Source organism: Agrobacterium sp. 10T429 (genome assembly GCF_056393925.1).
Window position 1 is genome coordinate 429,589 of the sequence record NZ_JBFTGV010000001.1, and the last position, 16,260, is coordinate 445,848.

A 16,260-nucleotide genomic window follows, 5' to 3' on the forward strand; every position below is an offset into this window, starting at 1 on the left:
CGCGCCCGCAATGTCTATTCCTTGTACAGGAAATAGGCAGTCGCGGCCCGCTCTGCAACGGGGAGAAAACGAATGAGCGGCGATGAAAGGATCAATCGCTGACGCGTTCGACCAGCGCACCGCAGCGGGTGAGCTTTTCTTCAAGCCGTTCGAAACCGCGATCGAGGTGGTAGACGCGCGAAACCATGGTCTCGCCTTCCGCCACCAGTCCCGCAATGACCAACGACACCGAGGCGCGCAGATCGGTTGCCATGACAGGCGCACCCTTCAGGCGGGTAACGCCTTCGATACGGGCCATCTGCCCGGAGAGCGAAATCTTCGCGCCGAGACGGGCCAGTTCCTGCACATGCATGAAGCGGTTTTCGAAGATGGTTTCGGTAATGTGGGATACACCCTGCGACCGGGTCATCAGCGCCATGAACTGCGCCTGAAGGTCGGTAGGGAAGCCGGGGAAGGGTTCGGTGACGATATCGACCGGCTGAATGCCGTTGCCGTTGCGCACGACGCGCAGACCGGTCTCCGTGTCGCTGATCGACACTCCGGCAAGCCGCAGCGTGTCCAGCGCATTGTCGAGCAGCGATGCACGCGTGCCTTCCAGCACCACATCACCGCCAGCCATGGCAACGGCCATGGCATAGGTGCCGGTCTCGATACGGTCAGGCAGCACCCGGTGGCGTGCGCCGGAAAGCGATGTGACGCCCTCGATGGTGATGGTGGAGGTGCCAGCGCCCTCGATCTTCGCGCCCATCGCAATCAGGCAGTGCGCTAGATCGACGACTTCCGGTTCGCGGGCGGCGTTGTGAATGACGGTGGTGCCTCTTGCAAGGCTCGCGGCCATCAGCATCACATGCGTCGCGCCGACGGAGACTTTCGGGAAGGTATAAACAGCGCCGATCAGGCCGCCCTTTGGAGCGCTGGCGTTGATATAGCCGCCATCGATCTCCATCGTTGCGCCAAGCGCCTGCAGGCCCTCGATGAACAGGTCCACCGGACGGGTGCCAATGGCACAGCCGCCGGGCAGTGAAACGCGCGCACGGCCTTCACGGGCCAGAAGCGGGCCGATGACCCAGAAGCTGGCGCGCATCTTGGAAACCAGCTCGTAAGGTGCGGTGGTATCGACGATGGTACGGCAGGTGAAGTGGACCGTGCGGGAATAGGCTTCGCCCTGGCTTTCACGACGGCCATTGACCGAAATATCGACGCCATGATTGCCGAGAATACGGATGAGCTGCTCGACGTCCGCCAGATGCGGCACGTTTTCGAGCGTCAGCGTATCGCTGGTCAGAAGCGAAGCGATCATCAACGGCAAGGCGGCGTTTTTCGCGCCGGAGATGGGAATGATGCCGTTGAGCTTGTTACCACCCGTAATTCTGATGCGATCCATGCGTCCCTACGGGCCTTTGCCCGCCTTTCTTAATCATGCCTTGCGGAAATGCGCGTCCTTAGACGAGTTTCCGCGGCGTTTCAAATGATGCTGGTGAATTCTCTATGAGGATGATTCGTCCGTTTTTGCGGCAGGCAGGCCAATCGTCTCATCCGCATCGCCGGCCCGGCGCGCGCGAACCTGCTGTTTGCGCTTCTGCAGGTTTTCACGCAGCTTCTTCGCTGCCCGCGCCTTGCGCTCCGCCTCGCGTTGCCGCGCCTTCTCGCCGGGTCCTGCCTGCGCGTTGCCGCTTGCCGCAACGGCAACGGGGTCTTCTGAAGCGTTCACGGAAAACGCCGCCTTTGCCTGTTTGTCATGATGTTCGTTCATAAATTCAGCAATATCCGAAAAATACGTTTTTCAACAGGGGGAACGCTTTTTTGCCCCGCTTGTTGAAGAATATCGTTTTGCGACTTGCGCTCGTCAAAAACCTATGGCAATAGGCCGCCACGCTTGATGCTGAAGCAAACGCTTCGGCACCGGATGCTGCTATAGCTCAGGGGTAGAGCACTCCCTTGGTAAGGGAGAGGCCGAGAGTTCAAATCTCTCTAGCAGCACCATTTTCCCCAATAAAATCAGAAATTTACGCAACGTGACGGTGGGTCTTGTCCACGATGTCGGCTTGCTTTTTCGCGCATTCTGCACTGGTCTCGGTAAATGTGAAAACCGCGCCTCTTGCGAAGCGCGGTTTCCATTTCCGAATATTCTGTTGCTGCCAGAGCGGGACGAAACCGCCCGTAGCCAACGGGCGCCGCTTACTGGCGGAATAGCGACAGGATATTCTCGGAGCTGGTATTGGCGATGGAGAGCGACTGGATTGCCAGCTGCTGCTGGGTCTGCAGAGCCTTCAGCTTGGTGGACTCTTCGTTCATGTCGGCATCAACGAGACGTCCGACGCCCTTGTCGATGGAGTCTGTGAGCTTGTTGACGAAATCTTCCTGAAGATCGAGGCGCATCTTGATGGAGCCGAGATCGGCGCTCGCGCTGATCAGCGATTCCAGCTTGGTGTTGACGAACTGGATCATGTTGTCGAGGCCGTCATTGTCCGTCAGCGGCTGGCCCTTGGCGTCCAGCAAACCGCTGAGATCCTTGGTGATGTCGAGATCGATCAGCGAGTAGCCGAGCTTCTGTGCCATCTGGGAATCTGCGGCGGCGGTTTCGAGGTAAATATTGTTATTGGACGAACCGCCGGTTCCGATTGCCGTTACAGTGGTGCCTGCAGGCGTCGGCGCGGTATTGTTGGCTTTTACGTAGAGGGCTTCACCCGCTGCGTTTTCGCCGATCTTGAAGTAGGTGCCGTTGTTTCGTGCGGTTGTCGCCGCAGCAACGGTTACGAGGCCGGTTACTGCGTCTGGAGCAGAAACTGTGGTCGTCGTCCCCGAGGGGAAACCCAGAAGCTGGGATTGCGTGAACACCTTTGCGGTAGAGGGCGTGTTTGTGGCAGCACCTGCGGGTGTGGTCGTGGTAATCTCGAAATTGCGCAGGGAGCCTGTATCGGAATAATAGGCGGCGCTATCGAGGATACCGTTTTTCGCCGCACCGGTCGAGGTATCGAAAAGGGCAGTCTTGTTGTCGACCTGAACGTTGATCGTCTTGACTGCAACATTGCCCGCGCCGTCACGGATGAAGGAGCCGACGATCTGCTTCGTTATCGGGGTGAGGTTGCCGGATGCGTCGCTAATCTTGCCCTTAAGCCAGTTTTCGCCGGAGAAGGAGGCGGATTCGCCGATGCTTTTCAGCTGGTCCTGGAGCTGACGGATTTCTTCCTGGATCTTTGCCTTGTCGACGCCGGCCTCGCGGGCGGCAACCAGCTTCTTGCTGATTTCCTTGACGACATCGACAGTGGTTTCCATGGCGGAATAGGCTGTATCGACCTTTGCGGCGCCGAGGCCGAGGGCGTCCTGAACAGCGGAAAGAGCACCGTTATCCGAACGCATGGTGGTCGCGATAGACCAGTAGGCGGCGTTGTCGGAGGCGGTTTTGACGCGCAGGCCGGAGGAGACACGCGACTGCGTTTCTTCCATGTCGCTGCCGATTGCGCGGAGGGTCTGAAGGGCGGCCATTGCCGCGACGTTCGTCAAAATGCTGGTCATAATTATTTGCCCCTTGATTGGCTTAAATGAAAAGGGACATTCCGGATTGCCGCCGGTAACGATCGCGCGGCTTGATGCCTGTTAACCTCTTTTTCGTCTTGGTTAACCAATCGTTTCGATGGCTAGGTTTTAGGGCCCGAATGGTTAACAAAGCCTAAACTGTCGTTAATAAAAATTAGGAAATAATAATTTCTCTTAACCATGACGGAAAAAGCCGCACCCTTTCGGATGCGGCTCGATTTTTTGGCGACGTCTTTTCCGATTAACGGAAGAGCGACAGGATGCTCTGCGAGTCGTTGTTGGCGATCGACAGGGCCTGAACAGCCAGCTGCTGCTGGGTCTGAAGAGCCTTCAGCTTCGTGGATTCTTCGTTCATTTCAGCGTCGACGAGACGGCCGATGCCCTTGTCGAGCGAGTCGGTCAGCTTGTTGACGAAGTTTTCCTGCAGTTCGATGCGCATCTTGACCGAGCCGAGGTCGGCAGCGGCGGACGTCATGCTCTGGAGCTGCTTGTCAACGAAGGAAACCATGGCGTCGAGGTACTGGTTTTCCGAGACTGCCGAGCCGTCGCTGTTCTTGAACGTGCCGGTCAGGTCCTTGGTGATGTCCAGAGACGTCAGGGAGTAGGTGAGCTGCGTTGCGAGCTGGGCGGTTGCGCCTTCTTCCAGGTAGATCTTGGTGGTGCCGTCGAGGCCAACGGCAATGTTGGTCTTGGTTGCCGGCGAGGTCGGCGCAGTCGTGTTGATTTTCACATACTGGTCGTTGCCAAGATTGAAGTAGGTGCCGTTGACGTCGGGGGCTGTCGCATCGGCGTTAGCGATCGTGACGATACCCGTTGCAGCAGCGGTTGTGAAGGTGACGGGGGTGCCGGCAGTTGCTTCCTTCAGGCCCTTCAGCTGGGCTTCAGTGTAAACCTTGGCTGCTGCAACCTTGGTCACCGGCTGGGCGGCGCCTACGCCGTCCGAGTCATTGGTGATTTCGAACAGCTTGTAGCTGCCCGTGGAAGAAAAATAGGCGTAGGAGTCGAGGACGCCCTGCTTGTCCTTTGCAGCGCCCGAAGACGTGTCGAACAGCACCGTGTTGCGGCTCAGGTCAACGTTGACGGTCTTTACGGACACGTTGCCGGCAGCGTCGCGGATGAAGGAGCCAACGATCTGCTTGGTGACGTTCTTCAGTTCGCCAGCACCGTTGCTGACGGTTGCCTGCAGCCAGTTTTCACCGGAGAAAGACGAGGAGCTGGAGATCGACTTCAGCTGATCCTGCAGCTGGGTGATTTCTTCCTGGATCTTGGACTTGTCGACACCGGGTTCGCGGGCGGCAACCAGCTTGTTCTTGATTTCCTTGACGACGTCGATGGACGATTCCATACCCGAATAGGCAGTGTCGACCTTTGCGGCGCCGAGGCCGAGGGCGTCCTGTACAGCGGAAAGAGCGCCGTTGTCGGAACGCATGGTGGTCGCGATCGACCAGTAAGCGGCGTTATCGGAAGCTTCGCCGACGCGCTGGCCGGAAGACACGCGGTCCTGCGTCGTTTCCATGTTCTGGCCGATGGAGCGCAGGGTCTGGAGTGCAGACATAGCTGCTACGTTAGTGAGAATGCTCGTCATAGTAAATTTGCCCCTTGAATGGCTGATTAAAGAAGGGACATTCCGGTCTCACCGGGAACAGCGCACAGCATCATGCCTGCTAACCTGCTGATTTTTAATGGTTAGCTCGCCGTTTCGATGGCTCTAGCTAACCTCCATATGGTTAATGAAGAGCTAAGGGTCGCAAAAAAATGCACACGCTGAGATTTTATTATGCAATCTTCGCGCGCATGCGCGCGTAGCCTGAAATGTTTAAAAAAATAATAAAGCCGCACCCGTTTCCGGATGCGGCTTTGGTAAAAGGGCAATACGCTTGGGTCAGCCTCCGTCACGTTTGCCTGTTTCACGCAATTGCAAGACGGTCAGCCTCCGCTTGCGATCCTGCGTGTTGTGTCATTCAGGCCAGCGGCTATCCGCTTGTCCATGCCCAAAATCTGACAGCCGGTGCTTTCCAATTCCCTAATTTCAGGGTGCTCCCGGCGCTTCGCTCAAATCGTGGTAAATGCTTTCAAAGCAAGGATGGTAAACGAAATCTTCCCGTTTGCGGAGCACTCCACAAATGCAAAACCGCGCCCTTTCGGGCGCGGCTCGACTTTTGTAATTTTCGGTCCGATTAACGGAAGAGCGACAGGATGTTCTGCGAGTCGCTGTTGGCGATCGACAGAGCCTGGATTGCCAGCTGCTGCTGCGTCTGCAGAGCCTTGAGGCGGGTCGACTCTTCGTTCATGTCAGCGTCAACCAGACGGCCGATACCCTTTTCCATCGTTGCCGTCAGCTTGGAGACGAAGTCACCCTGCATCGAGATGCGGTTGGAGACCGCGCCCAGATCGGCAGCAGCGCTGTTGAGGGTTTCAAGCTGCTTGTCAACGTGGGTGATGAGCTTGTCGAGGATGTCGTTGTCCGTTGCAGCGGCAGTGCCGAGCATGGTGGCACCAGCGCCCTTGTAGATGCTCAGGTCGGAAATATCGAGGTTCGAAACCGATTGCTTAACGCCGTCTGCGACAGCTGCCTTGTCGAGGATGCCCGTACCCTTGCCGTCTGTTACAGCGCCGGTATCGAACAGAACGTTCGAGCCGCTGAGCTGCAGATCGACGCGCTGAACCTTGACGGCGCCAGCGGAGTCACGGGTGAAGGAAGCAACAACCTGCTTCTTCAGGTTGGCAATAGCCGCATCGTCAGTACCGGCAGCAAATGCTGCGCCGTCGTTGGATGCTTTCGTCTTCAGCCAGTTTTCACCGTTGAAGGTCGCGGAGTCGGCGATCGACGTCAGCTGCTTCTGGAGCTGGCCGATTTCCTTCTGGATCTTCTTCTTGTCGGCAGTCGGGTCCTGGGCAAGGATCAGCTTGTCCTTGATTTCCTGAACGACCTTGATCGTCGCTTCCATGCCGGAGTACGCGGTGTCGACCTTGGCTGCGCCGATGCCGAGTGCGTCAGAAACGGTGGAGAGCGCCGAAGCGTCCGAACGCATCGTGGTCGCGATGGACCAGTAAGCGGCGTTGTCGGAGGCGGAGCCTACCTTCAGGCCGGTCGAGATACGACCCTGCGTGGTCTCCATGTTGTTGCCGATCGAACGCAGCGTCTGGAGAGCAGCCATAGAGGAGGCGTTGGTGAGAATGCTTGCCATAGTATTTTGTCCCTTGTTTTTACGAGATACTGGAGTTGGGGACATTCCGGACTTTGTATTACCGGTCACAACGTTTCGGCTTCATGCCACTCGGTTCCGAATTACTTGCCTTTGGAAACCAAACCCGCTGTGTGTAGGGAGAATTTGGCAGCAAAGAATTGCCCAATTGTTAATTTGAGCATTAAGAAATACTAGAAAATACTTATGGTTACTGCGAGGTATATTTAATTGGTAAGTTTTTAATTTAAAATTATAGTTATCCGACCCCTAGCAAAAACGGTAACCAAAGGGTTAAAACGCGAAAACCCCGCAGCCGTGGGGCTGCGGGGTTAACAAACAGGATTAACGAAGATTATTTCGGCACAGTTGCCGTCAGTTGAACGATCTCACAAGGCTGCCGACCAGCAGGTTCCAGCCGTCGATCAGCACGAAAAAAAGGATCTTGAACGGCAGGGAAATCGAGGTGGGTGGCAGCATCATCATGCCCATGGCCATGGTGATGGTGGCGACGATGAGATCGATGACCAGAAACGGCAGGATGATCAGGAAACCGATCTCGAAACCGCGCCGGATTTCCGAAAGCATGAAGGCCGGAACGAGCACGCGGTAGTCGACAACATTGTCGGTCATCACGACCTGTCCGCGCTCGCGGGCGATATCGACGAACAGCTTCAGATCCTTGTCGCGCGTATTGGCGTTCATGAAGGTACGGAAGGGTTCGGCGATGCGCCCAATGGCCTGCTGTTCGTTGATCTGGTTCTGCAACAACGGCTGCACGCCGTCTGTCCAGGCTTTATCGAAGGTCGGCGACATGACGTAGAAGGTCATGAACATCGCCATCGACAAGAGGATCATGTTCGACGGGGTCGAGGCAAGCCCCATGCCGGAGCGCAGGATCGAAAAGGCGATCACGAAGCGCGGAAAGCTCGTGACCATGATCAGGATGCCCGGCGCGACTGACAAGACCGTCAAAAGGCCGAAGGTGCGGATGATCCATGCGGCGACGGATCCGTCTATCTGTGTATTGAACAGATCGGTCGGAAATTGCTGGGCGTTGGCAAGGCCCGGCAAAGCCAGAAGAACAGCGATGGTAACAAGAAATCGAATCATTCGATGACAAAGGTCCGGAACATGACCTTGGATACGCGCCCTTGAGAGCGCAGGTCAACTCGTTCCTGAATGTCATCCTTAAGATATTGAAAGCCGCGCGGCCCTTCCAACTGCTGAAGGGAAACGGTGCGGACGTAGGCCATGATATCCTGATGGATATCCTCCGCGAGATTGACCTCTACCGGACCCTTGAACATCAGCGCCACTTCAAGCCGCACCCAGTTCGTGGAGGGGTATGCAAGGTTGGTGGTGATGGGATCGAGCTGGACGATACCGTTCGCCTCTGCCGGGATTTTATCGATGCCCTCGCCCTTTTTCTCGCCATGTTCGCCGGCGGCAGCCGGGGCATGCGCCTCGGCGCCGGCGATCTTCGGGGCGACCATGCCGCCCACGAACCAGCCGCCGCCCGCACCCAGCAGGGTGAGGATTGCAACGCCAGCGATGGTCATGACCATCGGCGAGGATTTTTTCTTGCCCTCAGTCTGTTCGTTTTCCATGGGTCAGTCCCGCTTTCGCATGTCGGCGTCAGAGCGGCGAGAACAGGTCGACGACCTGCTGACCGACCGGGGGTTGCTGCACTTCCGTCAGGCGGCCGCGACCACCGTAGGAGATGCGCGCCTCGGCGATGCGCTCGTAGGAGATCATGTTCTGCGCATCGACATCCTGCGGCCTGACGATACCGCCGACGTTGAGGATGCGGATTTCGTGATTCACGCGCACTTCCTGCGAACCGCTGATGATGAGGTTGCCGTTTTCGAGAATGCCGGTCACCACGGCCGCCACCATCAGCGTCAGCTTTTCGGAACGCTTGGTCTTGCCCTTGGCCTGGGTGTCTGTGTCGGAGCCGTATTTGATGTTGGAATCTGCCTCCGGCGTCCAACCTAAGATTTCCGCCTTTGCCTTCCAGTTCAGGCCGCTGGAATTGGTACGGTTGCGCTCGGTTTCGTTGTCGAAATCGGCCTTGTCGTTGATCTGGATGTTGACGGTCAGGATGTCGCCGATGTTAAGCGCACGTAGATCCTTGAACAGCGCACCCTGGCTGTCGCTCCACAACGAATAGCCGCTCGCCATGTGCTTCGGCTGTTTCGGATACATGCCCATCTGCGGCGTCTGGCTGAATTGCAGGCCGCTGCCGATCGGGCTCATCGCGGGAGCGTTGCCGATTTCCTTCAGGGTCTGGTTGTTCTGGCAGCCGGCAAGCAGGGCAAGCGGCAGGAGGAGGGCCGGAAGACGCGGGGTCATGAAGGATCCTTCGAAGTGTTTTTGTCGATTGCCTGCGACATGATGCCGGCGACGATTGCGGCTTTCTGAGCATCCATTTCACTAAGGATGAGGCCCGATTGGCGCGGCGGAAGCTGCATGATGATGGCAGCCGCGATTTCCACATGCATCTTTTCGAGCTGCGGTGCTGCGGCATCCGCCTTCATCGTCTTGTAGATATCGACCAGATTGCTTTTCGCCTGCTCGAGGAAATGATTGCGGCGTGCCAGCCAGTCCTCATATTCCGCCTTGCGGTCCTGCAACGCGGAAATGCGCTCGTTGACGTCAGCCTGAAGCTTTTCCAGCTCCTGCTTCTGCATGAGATAGCGCTGGTCGCGGGCCGCATCGGCAATATTGGTGCAGAATTTCTGGATTTCATCCTGCGTGCTGAGTTCGGACACCACGTTCTGCTGGCTTTCGGCGCCGGCGGCGGGCAACAGGAAAAGCAGCGAGGCAACGGCCGCGAACCGGGCAAAGCCGTTCCTGAAAGCAGTTTTCTTCTGAAGTTCCATCATTGCAGCACGAGCTCCGCCTGAAGGGCGCCGGCAGATTTGATGCCTTGCAGAATGGCGATGATGCCGTCCGCCTTGAGCCCGATGCTGTTGAGACCGGCAACCAGCGTGCGAAGGTCAGGGCCTTCGACGATGGCGACCTTGCTGCCTTCCTGCAGTGCCATGATATCCGTCTGCGGTTGCACCGCCGTCTCACCGCGCGAGAAGGGCGCCGGCTGGATGACCTGCGGCGATTCCGTCACCTGCACGGTCAGCGTTCCATAGCTCACCGCCACGCGGGAAATACGCACATCCGCGCCGATGACGATCGTGCCCGTGCGCTCGTTGATCACGACTTTCGCCGGCGTATCCGTCTGGACCGTCAGGTTTTCGATTTCCGCCATCAACCGCGTCAGGTCGGCGGTGCGGGGCTTCTGCACCGAGATTTCCTGCGAATCGCGCGGTTCGGCGATGCCATCGCCGTAACGGGCGCGGGCAAAGGCGTTAACGACATCGGCGACGCGCACCGCGGTCGAAAAATCGGGATTGCGCAGCTGAAGGACCAGATTGACCGAATCCTTGAATTTCGACGGCAGTTCCCGCTCGATGATCGCGCCGTTCGGCACGCGCGCCGAGGTCGTCACGCCCTGCGTCAATGTCGCTGCGTCGCCCTGGGCCGAAAAGCCGTTGACGATCAGTGCTCCCTGCGCGACCGCATAGATCTGCCCGTCTGCACCGGAAAGCGATGTCATGATGAGGTTGCCGCCGCGAAGCGAGGAGGCGTCGCCGAGCGAGCTGACCGTCACGTCTACACGGCTGCCGGGGCTGGCGAATGGCGGCAGGTTGGCCGTCACCATCACGGCGGCGATGTTCTTGGCATTGGACTGGCCGCCCTGCGTGGTGATGCCGAGGTTCTGCAGCATGGCGCGCATGGACTGTTCGGTGAAGGGTGAAGAGCGCAGGCTGTCGCCGGTGCCCTGTAGGCCCACGACGAGACCATATCCGATCAGCTGGTTGTCGCGCCCGGCCTGCAGGGATGCGATATCCTTGATACGGGACGTGTCTGCCTGGGCTGGCGGCGTCGAGAGGAAGGGCAGGGCCGAAATGACCAGAGCCGCACAGAGGATACGAAGCACTTTCATTTCGCCATAACCTGAATGGTTCCGTCCTTCATGACGGTACCGCTGACCATCACGCCGGAATCGATGTTGCGTACCCTTACGACCTCGCCGAGCGAGCCGTCGCTCATGGGCGTTCCGGACGCCATCAGCGTCATGTTGCCGATGTGGAAAACGAGTTTGACGCTCGTGCCGCGCACCACAAGTGACGGTTCACGAAGCGCTGCAATGGGGATTGTGCGGCCGGGAAGCAATGTCTGCTTGGAGATCATGCCTTCCACTTCGCTGATATCGCTCGCGTAACCAGCGGAAATGTTGGGGTTGGTCACTTCCACCGGCTTCACTTGTTCGGGCGTGATCGTCTCGCCCGGATAGATCGTGCGAGTAGGAACCAGCGCCGTCGGTGCCTGTGCAAAAGCGGGTGCCATGGCACCCAGTGAAAAGGCAGACGCAAGGCACATACGGACGAGTGCCGTTCTGCAGCTGCTATGTTTCCGGCCAAACCTCATGTCCGCCTGCCTTTCCGTTCTTACTTCAGGTTCTTGCTGACAATCGAAGCCATTTCGTCAGCGGTGGTGATGACCTTGGAATTCATCTCGTAGGCGCGCTGCGCCGTGATGAGGTCGGTGATTTCCTTGACGGCATCGACGTTCGAGCCTTCGAGGTAGGATTGCTTGATGTAGCCGTAGCTCGGATCGTCAGGCACGCCGATAACGGCGGCGCCGGAGGCCGGCGTCTGGGAAAAGAGGTTGTCGCCGAGCGGCTTCAGGCCCGCCTCGTTGGCAAAGTTGGCGATGGTCAACTGGCCGAGTTCAGTGAAATCCGCAGCGTTGCCGATGCGGGCGGTCACCTGACCCGTGCGGGTGATGGTGATGTCCTGCGCGTCGGTCGGGATATTGATGTTCGGGATGACATTGTAGCCATCAACCGTCACGAGGTTGCCGTCAGCATTCTTGTTGAAGGCGCCAGCGCGGCTGTAGAGCGTAGAACCGTCGGCCGCCTCGATCTGAAACCAGCCCTGGCCGATAATTGCCACGTCGAGCTTGTTGCCGGTTTCGATCAGGTTGCCCTGGGTGTGGATGTTGCGCACCGCGGAAGTCTGCACGCCGAGGCCGATATTGGCTCCCTCAGGCACGATCGCCTGGTTGGCACGGTTCGGCACACCCTGCATGCGTTCGGTCTGGTACAGAAGATCGGTAAACTCTGCACGCGCGCGCTTGTAGCCGGTGGTGTTGATGTTGGCGATGTTGTTGGCAATGACTTCCAGATTGGTCTGCTGGGCGTCCATACCGGTGGCAGCGATGGCAAGAGCTCTCATGTCATTTTTCCTGCGGGGCTAGAGCATTTCCAGTAAAGGCGCGGAGCGGTTCTACGTCCGGAAAGTGCTTAAAAACAAAGGCCTAGAGCGCGGCCAACGATTGGCGTCAAACCGGACGCGCTCTAGATCTGCATCTTGGTAATGTCGAGATAGGCCGACACGATCTTGTCGCGGAACGCGATGGCCGTTTGCAGCGACTGCTCGGCCGAAAGCACGGCATCGACCACTTCGCGTGTGTTTGCCTTGCCCTGAATACCTTCGAAGGAGGCCACTTCCGCCTTCTTCAGGTTGTTCATCGCATCCGTCGACATATTGCCGAGAACGCTTGCGAAGCTTGCGCCCGTCTGCTGGGCGGGCGTCGTCTGCTGGCTCCCGAAAATGCTGTCGGTCAGCGAAGAGACGTTGCTCGTGCCACGCGTGAGCGAGAGGGAACCGAGTTGTTTGATGCCGTCGATCATTGCGATGCTTTCAGAAGGTCGATGGTGGAGGCGACGAGGTCGCGTGTCTGGCGGATGACCTGAAGGTTGGCGTCGTAGCTGCGGTTGGCTTCGCGCATATCCGCCATTTCGATCAGGACGTTGACGTTCGGCATCTTGACCATGCCGCTGGTGTCGGCGGCCGGATTGCCGGGGTCGTATTCATGGACGAAATCGCCGCGGTCGACGCCAAGCTTCTTTACCGTCACGCGCTGCACGCCGCTTACGCGGTCAAGCTCGGAGCCGAATGTCACGGTCTTGCGGCGATAGGGGTCGGCGCCAGGCGTGTCGCCGGTCGATCTTGCGTTGGCAATGTTTTCCGAAACGATGCGCAGTCGGGTGGACTGCACTTCCAGGCCGCTGCCCGCGATCTTGCTCGCCGCACTCAAGGGATCCATGGTTTACCTCTTTACCGTCATCAGCATCATGCGATGGAAGGATTTGACGAGACTGGCGTTCAGGTCGTATTGCCGCTTGATCTCGCCGGTCTTGGTCATTTCCTCGGCAAGCGCGACCGAATTGCCGGACTCCTGCATGCCGATCTCGTTATTGATCGGGTTGTCGCGCACCGCGATATTTTCGCTGAGCTCGCTAGCACCGAAATGGGCGGGATGGGTCTTCGCCATGCCGACCTGCTGGCTGGTGGCCTGCATGACCGCTTCGAAAGGACTGACATCCTTGGCGTGAAACTTGGGTGTGTTGGCGTTGGCGATGTTGGTCGCCACGACTTCCTGCCGCACGCTCAGCCATTCCGCTTGGCGGGAGGCCAGATCGAACAGTTGAATCGGTTGCATAGACTTCTCCATCTCGTATGGCACGAACCTACGGTGCTAATCTTGCGTCAGACTTGCGGGGAGGGGCGGAGGTGCGGAAGCACTGGAGAATCTGATCCCGGAGGCGATTGCGAAAACAAAAATGGCGCGCCGGCAAATGCGGCACGCCTTGGGATCGAATAGTGAATTGCGAAGACGTCTCCGTCCTGCCGGACTGGATCCGGCGACGGCAGCAGACTTCAGCAGAGTGCCGGTCTGACTACTTCTCGGGATGATAGGTTTTACCGGAAGAGGTCTCTATCATCCACTCGCCGTCGCGCTGCTCGATTTTGGTCAGGCGCGCATTGTCGGGCAATGTGGAGCCCACCCGCACCATATACATGCCCGAACCGTCCTCGATGAGGGCGCGGCCGTTGGAGACATGCAGCAGGCGGAAGGAGGTCTGGCCGGGGAAGGGCTGGTCTTCAAGCCCTGCGGCGAGATTGTTCTGTTTTTCCTTACCCTTTTCGCTGACCGTCGCCGTCGTCAGCATGTCCGGCAATTCGCCGGGGGCTGGCGCGTCTTCCTTGTTGCGATTGGTCATGGCCAGGGGCGAAACGCTGAAGACTTCACGCGGACCGGTATGGGGCAGGTCGCGCGTGCGATCGCCGTCGGCCACTCTCATTCCAAACTTGTCCTCGTTGAAGAACACGTACCAGGGGAAAAATGCGGCGGCGGCGGCAAGTCCTATTCCCGTCCACGCCAGAATACGGTCGGGCGTGAAGAAGGGAGGCTGCGGCTGTACGTTCTCGAGGTCGTTATCGTCGATCTTGTCGATCTGTTTCTTTCTCACGGGTCAGCCTCTCATTCTCGGGTTTACCTGTGGCTGATTATTTTGCACTCCACCGCGCAATGCGGTCGCCAGATCGGCGTAGGCGTCCTGCGCCGCCGGTTCATTCGGAAGCTGTTTCAGCGTTTCATAGATGATCGGAACCTGTTTCACCGCCATGTCGAGATCGGGATCGGTGCCGGGTCGATAACCGCCGATGAGGCGCAGATCCCGCGTTTCCTCAAAGCGATGCACCAGCGCTTTCAGACGCGACACCAGCTTTTCCTGATCCGGTGTCCATGCCTTCTTGGCGAGACGCGAGATCGAGGCCAGAGGATTGATCGGAGGATAGCGGCCTTCTTCTGCAAGGCTGCGATCCAGCACGATGTGGCCGTCGAGAATACCGCGGGTCGAATCGGCAATCGGATCGTTGTGGTTGTCGCCGTCCACCAGAATGGAGACGATGGCGGTGATGGTACCGCTGCCTTCGGCGCCGGGTCCCGCCCGCTCCAGAAGGCGCGGCAATTCGGTGAAGACCGAGGCCGGATAGCCGCGTGCCACCGGCGGTTCACCCGAAGCGACCGCCACTTCGCGGATCGCATGGGCAAAACGGGTCACGCTGTCGATGATAAGAAGGACGTTGTCGCCCCTGTCACGGAAATATTCGGCAATGGTGACGGCCGAAAGCGGCGCCATCTTGCGCAGCATCGGGCTTTCGTCGCTGGTCGCGACAACGGCGACGGACTTGCCCATATTCTCGCCCATCGTATCCTCGATGAACTCGCGCACTTCGCGACCGCGCTCGCCGACAAGCCCGATGACGACCTTGTCGAAGGCATCGGCCTTGGCAAGCATCGATAGGAGCGTGGATTTGCCCACGCCTGACCCCGCAAAAATGCCGAGACGCTGGCCAAGGCAGAGAGGCGAGAAAATATCGATTGCCCGGACACCCGTCTTGAAAGGCGTCTCCACCCGCTTGCGCGTCATCGACGGCGGTGCATTGCTGGAAATCGGACGGCGCTCCGTACCTGATCCAAGCGGACCCTTGCCATCGATGGGTTCGCCAAGCGCATTGATGGTGCGGCCGCACCAGCTGTCGTCAGGCGCAACGCGGAAGGCACCCTTGCGGATGACGGTGTCGTGAATGCCAATCGGCTCGCCCGGTTCGATGGGGCAGACGTAGCAGATATCGGGTTCCACGCGCACGACTTCGCCGAGATGGATACCGGTCGCGCTGCGATGGGCGACGAACTCGCCCAGCCTCACATGCCGCGACAGGCCGGAAACCGTGTAGTGTCCGGCGGCGATGGTGCGGACATGGCCGCCCGGCGCCACCGAAAACTCCGGATCGGCATAGTGCCCGGCAAGGCTGGCCAGCTGGGCGAGCTTGGGTGAAATCGCCTCGACCGTGAGTGTGGATTCCGGCATTGTCATCGCTCAGTTCCTTAACGTGCGCCGCCAAGCGTCTTGATGGCATCGCCGAAAGTGGATTCGGTATCGCGCATCAGCGACGAAATGCTCTCGAAGGCCCGGTTGACCTGGATGAGCTGCGTCATCTGGGAAATGCCGTTGACGTTCGACTGCTCGAGATAACCCTGAACGACGCCGACCTCGTGATTGTTGACGACCGGCGTCGGCGGGGCCACGGGCTTCACGCCGCTATTGGGATGGCGCAGGAAGCCTTTCGAGAAATCCGCCTGGAAGATACCGAGCGTGGCGACGATGTTGTCGTTCTGCCTGATCGCACCATCGAGACTGACGGTGATCGGGCCTCCATTCGCATTGAGCTGGATGGGACCGCCGCCGGCGTCGAGAACCGGATAACCGCTTGAGGAGATGAGCGCGCCGTCCGGACGCATGGTGAAACGCCCGTCGCGGCTCAGGATCTGGCCGTCGGGTGTGTCCATCGCGAACCAGGCATCGCCCTTGATGGCAAAATCGAAACTATTGCCAGTCTGTTCGAAGGCGCCCTGACGGGTGGAGAGATAGTCGTTACCCTGCGACACGAACGCCACCTTGGCATTCATGTCATTGTGGTTCTTGGCGACCATTTCGTCGAATTTCACTTCGGAACCGCGGAAACCCACCGTGTTCGCATTCGCCATATTGTCGGAAATGGTGGTGAGACGACGCTCCAGCGCAATCTGCGAGGAAAGGGCGACGTATAGTCCGGATTGCATA

Annotated in this window: 18 protein-coding genes and 1 tRNA gene; 1 reads left to right on the forward strand and 18 read right to left on the reverse strand. The window is 58.6% G+C overall.

The window, feature by feature from the left end; translation table 11 throughout:
- Positions 1 to 91 precede the first annotated feature (91 nt).
- Both murA and AC1DCP_RS02095 read right to left on the reverse strand, forming a co-directional pair.
- Positions 92 to 1,384 (reverse strand): UDP-N-acetylglucosamine 1-carboxyvinyltransferase, encoded by a 1,293-nt coding sequence (gene murA / locus AC1DCP_RS02090; RefSeq protein ID WP_013635466.1) that lies wholly within the window; start codon positions 1,382 to 1,384, stop codon positions 92 to 94.
- 102 nt (positions 1,385 to 1,486) lie between these two features.
- Positions 1,487 to 1,753 (reverse strand): hypothetical protein, encoded by a 267-nt coding sequence (locus tag AC1DCP_RS02095; protein ID WP_003515056.1) that lies wholly within the window; start codon positions 1,751 to 1,753, stop codon positions 1,487 to 1,489.
- A gap of 155 nt (positions 1,754 to 1,908) precedes the next feature.
- Between AC1DCP_RS02095 and AC1DCP_RS02100 the strand changes: the two genes are divergently transcribed.
- A tRNA-Thr gene (locus tag AC1DCP_RS02100) sits at positions 1,909 to 1,983 on the forward strand.
- A gap of 195 nt (positions 1,984 to 2,178) precedes the next feature.
- Here AC1DCP_RS02100 and AC1DCP_RS02105 read toward each other — a convergent pair.
- From AC1DCP_RS02105 to flgF, 16 genes are all read right to left on the reverse strand, one after another.
- Positions 2,179 to 3,516: a flagellin N-terminal helical domain-containing protein gene (locus AC1DCP_RS02105; protein ID WP_003515057.1), complete on the reverse strand. Its 1,338-nt coding sequence runs from the start codon at positions 3,514 to 3,516 to the stop codon at positions 2,179 to 2,181.
- A gap of 262 nt (positions 3,517 to 3,778) precedes the next feature.
- Positions 3,779 to 5,122 carry a flagellin N-terminal helical domain-containing protein gene (locus AC1DCP_RS02110; RefSeq protein ID WP_026330633.1) on the reverse strand — a complete coding sequence of 448 codons (1,344 nt, stop codon included), beginning with the start codon at positions 5,120 to 5,122 and terminating at the stop codon, positions 3,779 to 3,781.
- A gap of 592 nt (positions 5,123 to 5,714) precedes the next feature.
- Positions 5,715 to 6,725, reverse strand: a complete 1,011-nt coding sequence (locus AC1DCP_RS02115; protein WP_003515059.1) for a flagellin N-terminal helical domain-containing protein — start codon at positions 6,723 to 6,725, stop codon at positions 5,715 to 5,717.
- Between the two features lie 372 nt (positions 6,726 to 7,097).
- Positions 7,098 to 7,835: a flagellar type III secretion system pore protein FliP gene (gene fliP / locus AC1DCP_RS02120; protein ID WP_003515060.1), complete on the reverse strand. Its 738-nt coding sequence runs from the start codon at positions 7,833 to 7,835 to the stop codon at positions 7,098 to 7,100.
- Positions 7,832 to 8,332, reverse strand: a complete 501-nt coding sequence (locus AC1DCP_RS02125; RefSeq protein ID WP_013635471.1) for a flagellar basal body-associated FliL family protein — start codon at positions 8,330 to 8,332, stop codon at positions 7,832 to 7,834. Before AC1DCP_RS02125 ends, fliP begins: the two co-directional genes overlap by 4 nt.
- 28 nt (positions 8,333 to 8,360) lie before the next feature.
- Positions 8,361 to 9,077, reverse strand: a complete 717-nt coding sequence (gene flgH / locus AC1DCP_RS02130) for a flagellar basal body L-ring protein FlgH (RefSeq protein WP_003515062.1) — start codon at positions 9,075 to 9,077, stop codon at positions 8,361 to 8,363.
- Complete coding sequence (locus AC1DCP_RS02135; protein ID WP_019564308.1) at positions 9,074 to 9,610, reverse strand: MotE family protein; 537 nt, start codon at positions 9,608 to 9,610, stop codon at positions 9,074 to 9,076. The genes flgH and AC1DCP_RS02135 overlap by 4 nt, the downstream gene beginning before the upstream one ends.
- Positions 9,607 to 10,728, reverse strand: coding sequence for a flagellar basal body P-ring protein FlgI (locus AC1DCP_RS02140; RefSeq protein ID WP_013635473.1), 1,122 nt, complete (start codon positions 10,726 to 10,728; stop codon positions 9,607 to 9,609). Before AC1DCP_RS02140 ends, AC1DCP_RS02135 begins: the two co-directional genes overlap by 4 nt.
- Positions 10,725 to 11,213, reverse strand: coding sequence for a flagellar basal body P-ring formation chaperone FlgA (gene flgA / locus AC1DCP_RS02145; protein WP_013635474.1), 489 nt, complete (start codon positions 11,211 to 11,213; stop codon positions 10,725 to 10,727). The genes AC1DCP_RS02140 and flgA overlap by 4 nt, the downstream gene beginning before the upstream one ends.
- A gap of 20 nt (positions 11,214 to 11,233) precedes the next feature.
- A complete protein-coding gene (gene flgG / locus AC1DCP_RS02150) occupies positions 11,234 to 12,022 on the reverse strand; it encodes a flagellar basal-body rod protein FlgG (RefSeq protein ID WP_003515079.1) in 789 nt (262 codons plus the stop codon).
- A gap of 122 nt (positions 12,023 to 12,144) precedes the next feature.
- Positions 12,145 to 12,480 (reverse strand): flagellar hook-basal body complex protein FliE, encoded by a 336-nt coding sequence (gene fliE, locus AC1DCP_RS02155; RefSeq protein ID WP_003515080.1) that lies wholly within the window; start codon positions 12,478 to 12,480, stop codon positions 12,145 to 12,147.
- The gene (flgC, locus tag AC1DCP_RS02160) at positions 12,477 to 12,896 is read right to left on the reverse strand and encodes a flagellar basal body rod protein FlgC (protein ID WP_003515081.1); all 420 of its coding nucleotides are present in this window, start codon (positions 12,894 to 12,896) and stop codon (positions 12,477 to 12,479) included. The genes fliE and flgC overlap by 4 nt, the downstream gene beginning before the upstream one ends.
- Positions 12,897 to 12,899: 3 nt before the next feature.
- Positions 12,900 to 13,292, reverse strand: a complete 393-nt coding sequence (flgB, locus tag AC1DCP_RS02165) for a flagellar basal body rod protein FlgB (protein WP_003515082.1) — start codon at positions 13,290 to 13,292, stop codon at positions 12,900 to 12,902.
- Between the two features lie 238 nt (positions 13,293 to 13,530).
- Positions 13,531 to 14,103, reverse strand: coding sequence for a hypothetical protein (locus tag AC1DCP_RS02170; protein ID WP_112153172.1), 573 nt, complete (start codon positions 14,101 to 14,103; stop codon positions 13,531 to 13,533).
- Between the two features lie 3 nt (positions 14,104 to 14,106).
- The gene (fliI, locus tag AC1DCP_RS02175) at positions 14,107 to 15,513 is read right to left on the reverse strand and encodes a flagellar protein export ATPase FliI (RefSeq protein ID WP_065688345.1); all 1,407 of its coding nucleotides are present in this window, start codon (positions 15,511 to 15,513) and stop codon (positions 14,107 to 14,109) included.
- A gap of 11 nt (positions 15,514 to 15,524) precedes the next feature.
- Positions 15,525 to 16,259 carry a flagellar basal-body rod protein FlgF gene (flgF, locus tag AC1DCP_RS02180; protein WP_003515085.1) on the reverse strand — a complete coding sequence of 245 codons (735 nt, stop codon included), beginning with the start codon at positions 16,257 to 16,259 and terminating at the stop codon, positions 15,525 to 15,527.
- Between the last annotated feature and the right edge of the window lies 1 nt (position 16,260).